The 9,146-nt window shown below is 72.4% G+C and carries 9 protein-coding genes; 3 read left to right on the top strand and 6 right to left on the bottom strand.

Annotated elements, in window-relative coordinates; all coding sequences use genetic code 11:
* Positions 1-16 precede the first annotated feature (16 nt).
* Entirely contained in the window at positions 17-466 is a 450-nt protein-coding gene (locus tag ACFVZW_RS31425; RefSeq protein WP_384528471.1) for a GNAT family N-acetyltransferase, read from the bottom strand.
* Positions 467-521: 55 nt separating this feature from the next.
* The gene (locus tag ACFVZW_RS31430) at positions 522-1,958 is read right to left on the bottom strand and encodes a PLP-dependent aminotransferase family protein (protein ID WP_384528474.1); all 1,437 of its coding nucleotides are present in this window, start codon (positions 1,956-1,958) and stop codon (positions 522-524) included.
* Here ACFVZW_RS31430 and ACFVZW_RS31435 point away from each other — a divergent pair.
* Together ACFVZW_RS31435 and ACFVZW_RS31440 are read left to right on the top strand one after the other, a co-directional pair.
* Positions 1,957-2,880: a DMT family transporter gene (locus tag ACFVZW_RS31435; RefSeq protein ID WP_384528477.1), complete on the top strand. Its 924-nt coding sequence runs from the start codon at positions 1,957-1,959 to the stop codon at positions 2,878-2,880. The two genes, ACFVZW_RS31430 and ACFVZW_RS31435, sit on opposite strands and share 2 nt — an antisense overlap.
* 85 nt (positions 2,881-2,965) lie before the next feature.
* Positions 2,966-3,160 carry a DUF1918 domain-containing protein gene (locus ACFVZW_RS31440; protein ID WP_384528480.1) on the top strand — a complete coding sequence of 65 codons (195 nt, stop codon included), beginning with the start codon at positions 2,966-2,968 and terminating at the stop codon, positions 3,158-3,160.
* 10 nt (positions 3,161-3,170) lie between these two features.
* Here ACFVZW_RS31440 and ACFVZW_RS31445 read toward each other — a convergent pair whose 3' ends face one another.
* On the bottom strand, positions 3,171-4,439 hold the full coding sequence (locus ACFVZW_RS31445; protein WP_384528483.1) for a glycoside hydrolase family 10 protein: 1,269 nt from the start codon (positions 4,437-4,439) through the stop codon (positions 3,171-3,173).
* Between the two features lie 170 nt (positions 4,440-4,609).
* Between ACFVZW_RS31445 and ACFVZW_RS31450 the strand changes: the two genes are divergently transcribed.
* Positions 4,610-5,470: a 3-hydroxybutyryl-CoA dehydrogenase gene (locus ACFVZW_RS31450; protein WP_384528486.1), complete on the top strand. Its 861-nt coding sequence runs from the start codon at positions 4,610-4,612 to the stop codon at positions 5,468-5,470.
* 85 nt (positions 5,471-5,555) lie between these two features.
* Here ACFVZW_RS31450 and ACFVZW_RS31455 read toward each other — a convergent pair whose 3' ends face one another.
* The 3 genes from ACFVZW_RS31455 to ACFVZW_RS31465 all read right to left on the bottom strand — a co-directional run bounded on the left by ACFVZW_RS31455 (position 5,556) and on the right by ACFVZW_RS31465 (position 8,816).
* On the bottom strand, positions 5,556-6,086 hold the full coding sequence (locus ACFVZW_RS31455; protein ID WP_384528489.1) for an NUDIX hydrolase: 531 nt from the start codon (positions 6,084-6,086) through the stop codon (positions 5,556-5,558).
* Positions 6,087-6,137: 51 nt separating this feature from the next.
* On the bottom strand, positions 6,138-7,475 hold the full coding sequence (locus tag ACFVZW_RS31460; RefSeq protein WP_384528492.1) for a transcriptional regulator: 1,338 nt from the start codon (positions 7,473-7,475) through the stop codon (positions 6,138-6,140).
* Between the two features lie 264 nt (positions 7,476-7,739).
* Positions 7,740-8,816, bottom strand: coding sequence for a PP2C family protein-serine/threonine phosphatase (locus ACFVZW_RS31465; RefSeq protein ID WP_384528495.1), 1,077 nt, complete (start codon positions 8,814-8,816; stop codon positions 7,740-7,742).
* Positions 8,817-9,146 lie beyond the last annotated feature (330 nt).

The raw sequence follows: 9,146 nt of genomic DNA on the forward strand, positions 1-9,146 counted from the left end.
CGGGTGGGCCGTGCGGTCAGTGGCGCCCGAGAGCCATCCACTTGTCCGGGTTGCGCAGGGACTCAAAGCCGACCTTCTCGTACACACCGTGCGCGTCGTCCGTGGCGAGCAGGATTCGGCGAAGACCGTACGGCTCCATGTGGTCGCGGACCGCCGTCACGAGCGCGGTGCCGAGCCCCGTACCGCGGGCAGGCCGGTCGACGTAGACGTCGCAGAGCCAGGCGAAGGTGGCGTGGTCGGTGACGACCCGGGCGTATGCGGCGATCTCGCCCGTCTCGCGGTGGTACGCCGCGAAGTTGAGGGAGCCGTCGATGGCCCGGTCCTGGGTGTCGCGGGGACGGTCGAGCGCCCAGTAGGCGTCGGTGGAGAGCCAGAGGTGGATCCGGGCCCGGTCGAGTCGCCCGGGGTCGGTGGAGATCTCGTACGCGCTGTGCGTGAGGACCGGTGGGGTGGTCGGGTTGGTCATGGACGGAAGGCTTCCAGTTCGTCGCGGCGACTGTCATTCGATTTCGGGCGCCGTCTCACGGCGTGAGCTCGTCCACCGCCGTCCGCAGCCGCCGCACGCCCTCGGCGATCTCGGCGGGTCCCGCCACGCCCGCGAAGCTCAGGCGGATGTGGCCCGCGGGGGGTTCGGCGCAGAAGTAGGGGCGTCCGGGGGCGACGGCGACGCCCGCGCGGAGGGCGCCGGCGACGAGGGCGGGTTCGGGGAGGGTGTCGGGGAGCCGGAGCCAGAGCTGGTAGCCGCCGAAGGGGATGTGAGGCAGCGCCAGTTCGGGGAGATGGAGGGCGAGGGCCGCGGCCATGGTGTCGCGGCGGTTCCTCAACTCCTGGGAGACGGCGCGCAGATGGCGGCTCCAGGCGGGCGAGCCGACGAGTTCCAGGGCGGCCTCCTGGAGCGGGCGGGCGACGAAGAAGCTGTCGACGACCTGGATGGCGCGCAGCCGTTCCAGCACGGGGCCGCGGGCGGCGAGGGCGCCGACGCGCAGGCTCGGCGAGGTGGGCTTGGTCAGGGAGCGGACGTGGACGACGACGCCGTCCGGGTCCTCGGCGGCGAGGGGTGCGGGCAGCGGGCCGGCGTCCTCGTGGACCAGTCGGCGGGCGAAGTCGTCCTCGATGACGAAGGCGCCGGCCGCGCGGGCGATCCGGACGACGTCGCGCCGGCGCTCGGCGGCGAGGACGGCGCCGGTCGGGTTCTGGAAGAGCGGCTGGCCGACGAAGACCCGGGCTCCGGTGGCCCGGAAGGCGGCTTCCAGCAGGTCGGGGCGGACGCCGTCGGCGTCGGCCGGGACGGGGACGGGACGCAGGCCCGCGGCGCGGGCGATGGCGAGCATCCCGGGGTAGGTCGGTGACTCGACGAGGACGTGCGTGCCGGGCGGGGCGAGGGCCCTCAGCGCGGTGGTGATGGCGGACTGGCCGCCCGCGGTGATGAGGACGTCGGCGGCGGTGACGGTGCCGCCGATCTCGCGGGCGAACCACTCGCGCAGCTCGGGCAGGCCGTCGGTGGGCGGCCGGCCCCAGGCGCCGGGGCGGCGCCCCGCGCGGGCCAGCGCGGCGGCCATGGCACGTTCGGGCTGGAGCGCGGGGTGCAGATAGCCGCCGTTGAACTCGACGACGCCCGGCGGCGGCGCCGACAGCGTCACGAGCACGCCGGAGGCGTCGACGGCCCGGGGGACGAGCTCGGTCGCGGTGTCGGCGCTGAGCGCCACCTCCTGCCAGGAGGTGTCCCCCACGACGGGCGTCCGCGTGCGAGGCTCGGCCCGGAACGCCCCGGCGCCCGGCCGGGTGACGACGAGGCCCTCGGCGGCCAGCTGGGCGAGCGCCCTGGTGACGGTCACCGGGGAGACGCGGTAGCGCTCGACGAGAGCACGGCTCGACGGCAGCTTTCCACCAGGTGAGTAGCGGTCGAGCTCCGCCCTCAGGGAGTTGGCCAGTTCAAGGACACTGCTACGCTCGTGCATGACAGCACAGAATAGCGCTACTCCCACTTCGGCGATAGCGGTCGGCAGCACCACCACCGCCTCCCCGCAGACCCGCGGCACGCTCCTCGCCGCGCTGGGCGTGGTCTCGTTCTCGCTCACCTTCCCCTCCACCGCCTGGGGCCTGGAGAGCTTCGGCCCCTGGTCCCTGGTGGCCCTGCGCTCGACACTCGCCGCGCTCATCGCCGGCGCGTTCCTGCTCGCGATGAGGGTCCCGCTGCCCGAGCGCCGCCACTGGGCGGGGCTCGCCGTCGTCGCCGGGGGTGTCGTGGTGGGCTTCCCGCTCCTGACCACCCTCGCCCTGCAGACCTCCACGACCTCGCATGCCGCCGTGGTCGTCGGTCTGCTGCCGCTCACCACGGCGGCCTTCGCCGCGATCCGTACGGGCCGCCGCCCGTCGCGTACGTTCTGGATCGCGGCCCTCGCCGGCGCGGCGGTGGTCATCGCCTTCACGGTCCAGCAGAGCGGCGGCGCCCTGTCCACGGGCGATCTGTACCTCTTCGGCGCGCTTCTGGTCTGCGCGGCCGGATACACCGAGGGCGGCAGGCTCGCCCGGATCATGCCGGGCTGGCAGGTCATCGGCTGGGCGCTGATCCTCTGCCTGCCGCTGATGGTCGTCGGTTCGGCCGTCGCGCTCTCCGTCGAGCCCGTCCTACTGGGCGCCCACGGCGTCATCGGGCTGGTCTGGGTCGCGGCCGGCTCCACCTTCTTCGGCATGTACGTCTGGTACGGGGGCATGGCGGCGATCGGCATCCCCAAGGCGAGCCAGCTCCAGCTGGCGCAGCCGCTGCTGACCCTCGTCTGGTCGGTCTCGCTGCTCGGCGAGTCGCTGCCCCTCGCCGCGCCGCTCGCCGCCGTCGGGGTCCTGGTCTGCATCGCGGTGACCCAGCGCACGAAGAGCTGAACGCGCGCACGGGGGTGATGCGGGTCACAATGGCGGACGTAGACTCCGAAGTAGGGCAGGCACGGCCGCGAGGAGGTCACCCCCGATGCAAGCGACAGTGGGCGACAAACTGCTGGTGCACGGCCGGACCGTCGGTCAGCACGACCGTACGGCCGAGGTCCTTCAGGTGCTGGGAGAGAACGGCACCCCTCCGTACCGGGTGCGTTTCGACGACGACGGCCACGAGGCCCTGATGGCACCGGGCCCCGACACCGTCGTGCGTCATCACGAGAAGATGTGAGGCGAATCGACTAGCGCGGCGGGAGGACCGCGGTCGGGTAGTGATCCGCCACGACGGCGGCCATCGCCCCGATCCGGTCCGACGTGACCTGCGACGCCGAGAAGAAGCAGTGCCCGCCCACCCCCGCGTAGTCGTCGGCGAGCGTCAGATGGCGGGAGAGTTCCTGCGGGTCCTGCCAGGCGGTCGTCTGGGTGAGGTCACCGCACTTGTAGAGCGCCTCGCCGATGTAGAGATCGACGCCGGTGCCCCGCACCACCGCGTCCCACCAGGGCACGAGCGTGGCGTAGTCGGCGGTGGCGTAGCCGATGTTCCAGTACAGCTGCGGGATCACGTAGTCGATCCACCCCTCCTTGATCCACTTCCTGGAGTCGGCGTAGAGATCGTCGTAGCTCTGGAACCCCATCGGGGTGTCCGAACCCGCCGGGTCGGTGGAGACGTTGCGCCAGATCCCGAAGGGGCTGATGCCGAAGATCTGCTGTGCGTCGATCTCCTTGATCCGGGCGGCCGTCTCGGAGACCAGGAGGTCGACGTTGTTCCGCCGCCAGGCCGCCCGGCTCGCGAAGTCTCCGCCGTACTGCTCGTAGGCGTCGTCGTCGTCGAAGACCTCGCCGGCGACCGGATACGGGTAGAAGTAGTCGTCCCAGTGCACGGCGTCGATGTCGTACCGGCGGACGGCGTCGAGCATCGCGTCCTGGACGAAGCGGCGGACCTCGGGCAGCCCGGGGTTGTAGTAGAGCTTCCCGCCGTACGTCACGATCCACTGCGGGTTGCGCCGGGCCGGGTGGGTGGTGGTCAGCCGGCTGAGATCCGTGTGATTCGCCACGCGGTACGGGTTGAACCAGGCATGCAGCTCGAGACCCCGCTTGTGGGCCTCCTCGACGGCCGTCCCCAGCGGGTCCCAGCCCGGATCGCGCCCTTGTACGCCGGTGAGGCACTCCGCCCACGGCTCGTGCGGCGAGGGCCACAGGGCGTCGGCGCTCGGCCGCACCTGGAGGATCACGGAGTTCAGCCTGCGCTCGACCGCCATGTCCAGATGGGCGCGGAGTTCGGCCCGTTGCCGGTCGGGGGTGAGGCCCGGGCCGGAGGGCCAGTCGACGTTGGAGACCGTCGCCACCCACATGCCGCGGAACTCACTCGCCGCTTTCCGCCTTTTTCGTACCGACGCCGTCATGTCGGCGCGTTCCACGCCCGCGGCGCCCGCCACACCCGCGGCGCCGGCGACGGAAAGTGCCGCCAGAGCCGTGCCCGCCACGAACCCTCTTCTGCCGATCGATCCCATATGTCACCCCTCAGGTGTTGGATACGTCACACGCATGAGCAGATCATGCCCGCCCCGGACGATCGATCATCGGTTAATGAGCGGTAACGTCGTGGGGTCGAGGCGGACGCACCGGAATCACACGGGGCCCGCCGCCAGAGAAGAGCGAAAGGCACGAGGTGACGGACTCCATGGCCGACATTGAGCGCGTCGGAGTGGTGGGCTGCGGCCAGATGGGCGCGGGCATCGCGGAGGTGTGTGCCCGCAGCGGCCTCGAGGTGAAGGTCGCCGAGACCACCGGCGAAGCGCTGGAGATCGGTCGCACGCGGCTCTACAACTCGCTCGCGAAGGCCGCCGAACGCGGCAAGATCAGCGAGGAGGAGCGCGACGCGACGCTGGCGCGACTCAGCTTCACCACCGACCTGGGCGAGTTCGCCGACCGCGACCTCGTCATCGAGGCCGTCGTCGAGAACGAGCAGGTCAAGACCGAGATCTTCCAGGTGCTCGACCAGGTGGTGACCCGGCAGGACGCGATCCTCGCCTCCAACACCTCCTCGATCCCGCTGGTGAAGCTCGCGGTGGCGACCTCGCGTCCCGACCAGGTCATCGGCATCCACTTCTTCAACCCGGCCCCGGTGCAGAAGCTCGTCGAGCTGATCCCGGCCCTCACCACCTCCGAGGGCACGATCAGCCGTGCGCAGGCCTTCGCCGAGAAGGTGCTCGGCAAGCACGCCATCCGCGCCCAGGACCGGTCCGGCTTCGTGGTCAACGCGCTGCTCGTCCCGTACCTGCTCTCCGCGATCCGGATGTTCGAGTCGGGCATCGCGAGCCGCGAGGACATCGACAACGGCATGGAGTTCGGCTGCGCCCACCCGATGGGTCCGCTGAAGCTCGCCGACCTGATCGGCCTGGACACGATCGTGTCGATCGCCGACTCGATGTACACCGAGTACAAGGAGCCGCTGTACGCCGCTCCCCCGCTGCTCCAGCGGATGGTGGACGCGGGCCGGCTCGGCCGCAAGACCGGCTCGGGTTTCTACCCGTACCCCTGAGCCCCGTGATCACCGTTCGGCCCGTACACCCGCACAGGTACGGGCCGTTCGGCGTTCCACCGCCCTGTCGGCCGAGCCGGTGCGGTCAGCCGAGCCGCAGATGGTGCAGCATCAGCAGCCCGGCGGCCATGTTGGCCGCCGGGATCTCGCCCCGGGCGATCATGTCGGGGACCAGTTTGAGCGGTATCCACTCCCGCCGCGAGGACTCGAATTCGTCCTCGGGCGGGCCGATGTACGTGGCCTCCTCGGTCCAGTAGAGGTGGTGCCGGGCATCGGTGAGGCCGTTGGACGGCTCGACGGTGAGGAGATGGCGCAGGGGCCCCGGGCGCCAGCCCGTCTCCTCCTCCATCTCGCGGGCCGCGGCCGTCTCCAGGTCCTCGCCGTCCTCGACGACACCGGCGGCCAGCTCCCAGCCCCAGCTGTCGGTGATGAAGCGGTGCCGCCAGAGCATGAGGACTTCGTTGGCCTCGTTGACGGCGGTCGCGACGGCGACCGGGCGGAGCCGGATCAGATAGTGGTCGAGGTGGCGGCCGTCCGGGAGTTCGACGTCCGCGAGGTTCACCCGGAACCAGCGGTTCTCATAGACAGGTTGTTCGCTCAGTTTCGTCCACTGCACGTTTCTGCCACCTTCCGATTGGTCGGTGGCAATATGGCAGCAGTCCGGGGCTCACAGGGGAACGCGCAGCGCTCCGTCGATGAGTTCGGCCGCCTCGCGCGCGTCCCCGCACTCGCTCGCCAGCAGGTGTTCCCGTACGATCCGCAGCCGGTCACGCAGCCGCTGGGACTCCATGCCGCGCGCCCGCTCGGTCATCTCCACGGCCGTCCGCGCCGCCTCGTCGGCCTCGCCCTGCCGCAGCTCGATCTGGCACAGCATCGCCAACCGGTGCACCCTGCCCCGGTCGTGCGCCGGCGTCTCCACGGCCGCCCGCGCATGCTCCCGCGCCCCAGGAAGATCACCCAGACTGAGCAGCGCCTCGGCGACCTGGACATTGACGAGCCCCGGCTGCACATAGCCCGTCTCGGCCGGCTCGTGCCCGGGACGGATCCGCTCCGCCTCCGCCTCCGCCCGCCGGATGCAGGCCAACGCGGCCGCCCCGTCGTCGAGATGGGCGTACGCCTTCGCCTGCATCGCGGAGAGATCGGCCGCGAGCGCCGGAGTGATCTGCCCGCCGGCCGCGCGGAGCGCCGCCTCGGCGAACGCCACCGCCTGCCGGTACTCCCCCATGAACAGCGACTGGTTGACGAGCAGCGCGATCACATACGCGCCGAGGCCGCGGTCCCCGCTCGCCTTCGCGAGCCGCAGCGCCTGGTGGAAGTAGCGCTGCGCCAGGCCGTGCGCGTCGGAGTCGTACGCGCAGATGCCGGCCACCGCCACCAGACCACCCGTGGCGCGGTGCAGTTGGCGGCCCAGACCGTCGCTGTACGCGCCCCGAAGCAGCGGCGCGGTCTCCGCGTTGAGGAAGCCCACGATCCGCACCCGGGTCGCGATGCCGCCGGCCTTGCGGTACATCTGCTCGTAGTGCGCCCGGGCGGCGCTGAGCATCGTGATGTCGGCCATCGACACCCGGGTCCGGCCGTCGCGGGACACGTCGGAGTCCTCCGGCGGGTTCTCCCACTCCCAGACCGGCATCACGGCCGGGGTGCCGGTGACGGCCTGCGCACCGAGTATGTGCGGCCGCTGCTGCTCGTCGGAGCGCCAGAGCGCGGTGGCCCGCTCGACGAACCCCGAGAGCGGCGAACCGTGCGCGAGGGCGCCGCCCTGCACGCCCAGGCCGATGTCGTCGAGGGTGACCGCCCGGTGCAGCCGCGCGGCCAGCACCTCGCAGATCAGGTCGGGGACCTGTCCGCGCGGCCGCTGGCCCTTCAACCAGCGGGCGACGGCCGTGTGTTCGTACCGCAGGGCGAGGCCCCGGGAGCGGCCCGCCTGGTTCACATGGGCGGCCAGTCCGGCGTGGGAGATGCCCGCCTCGTCGAGCAGGGCGTCGAGCAGGGTGTTGGGCTGCATGGGCCCCTCCGAGTGGTCCGCAGGCACGCCCAGCGTAGCCGCGGGTGGTTTCGCACGGGGTGTGAATGAAGTGCCCGTTTTTCCGGTCCGTGCACTCTGCCGCGGCCGCGGCCGGGCCGGTTGACTGAGCGCCTCGCCGCAAGGCGACCGGGCCGCCGGCTCCCCCTCGTACAGTGCGGCGGCCCCTCCGCGCCACCCGCCCTGCCGATCTGCCCGACACTCCGTGGCAGCGCGGGTGGCGCCGGCCTCATGTCCCATCGCTCACTAGTGAGGGGAGGGCGCAGGTCGGGTACGGCGCAGCCCGGGTTCGGCGGGCTGCGCCGGAACCCGCATCCGGTCGTTGCGGACGACCAACAGGGCGACGTCGTCGGCGAGTCGGCCGCGGGTGTGCCGCAGGAGCGCGGTGTGCACCCGCTGGACGAGCGTGGCGGGCGAGACGGACGCGTCACGGGCGGCCTCGGCCAGGACCGCTTCGAGGGCGAAGAAGCGGCCGGCCCCGTCGCGGGCGTCCTCGGCTCCGTCGGTGTGCAGGAAGAGGGCCTCGCCCGGCAGGAGCCGGGTGCAGCGGTACGCGGAGAGGTCGGCCGGCAGCGGGAAGGCACCGAGCGGCGGGAGCGGGTCGCCGACGGGCACGGGCTCCACCCGGTGGCCGATGCGGTACGGGCCGGGGTGACCGCAGTTGAGCGCGTACACCTCGCCGTCCGGGCGGATCTCCAGGAGCAGCACGGTGACGAACTCCTCGGCCGCGGGATGCTCCGGCTCACGTCCGGCACAGGCCGCCGGATGCTCGTCGCGGGCCCGCTCGCGCAGATGCCTCGCGAGTGCCCGGTCGAGTCGGCGCAGCACACCGCCGAGTTCGGGCTCGTCGTGGGCGGCCTCGCGGAAGCTGCCGAGCACCGCGACCACGGCACCGAGGGCGGCGAGCCCATGCCCCCGGACGTCCCCGATGACGACCCGTACCCCGTAGGGCGTGGCCACCGCCTCGTACAGATCCCCGCCGACGGACGCGCCCCGTGAGGCGGAGAGCTGACCGGCGGCGACGGACAGGCCGTCGAGCCGGGGCGCCGGCGGGCGCAGCAGCACGCGCTGGGTGGCATGCGCGATGGCCCGCATCCGCTCCAGCTCGCGCGAGAGTCCACGGCGGATGCCGAGGATCAGTCCGGTGCCGACGGTGAAGAAGACGACGCTGGTCGCGATGCGCATGGGCAGGCCGGGTTGCTGGGCCAGTGGACAGCCGAGTTTCCAGGTCACGGCCACGGCACCCCAGAGCGTGGGAAGGGCGAGTGGTCCCAGCCGGCGCAGCCGGGAGTCGTAGGAGAGCAACGTCCTGGTACGGATCATGCACGGCCCTTCCTGAGGCCCTGCAGCGCCCGAAGGCCCTGCGGCACACAGGCCCGCCCCTGTGGCCGCGTCGATTCTGCCGACCGCACGGGGCACGGGGGAACAGCGACCGGACATCTCACCCGAAGGAGTGAGCACCCCCGGCGCGCCGTGGCGCGCCACCCGTCCGCCACCCGCACGGGTGCGGCAGTTCCGGATGCCCGTACGGCCCGATGCCCGGGGGAAGGCCGGAGGGGGCCGGCCCGGTGGTGGCCGGGCGGGCGCCCCCCCCGGGGGTAAGACGGATGGCGCGCCGCCGCCCCCCCACCGCGGGCGGTGGCGCCCGGGGCC

It is taken from the genome of Streptomyces sp. NPDC059567 (genome assembly GCF_042735655.1).
Classification (GTDB): Bacteria; Actinomycetota; Actinomycetes; order Streptomycetales; family Streptomycetaceae; genus Streptomyces.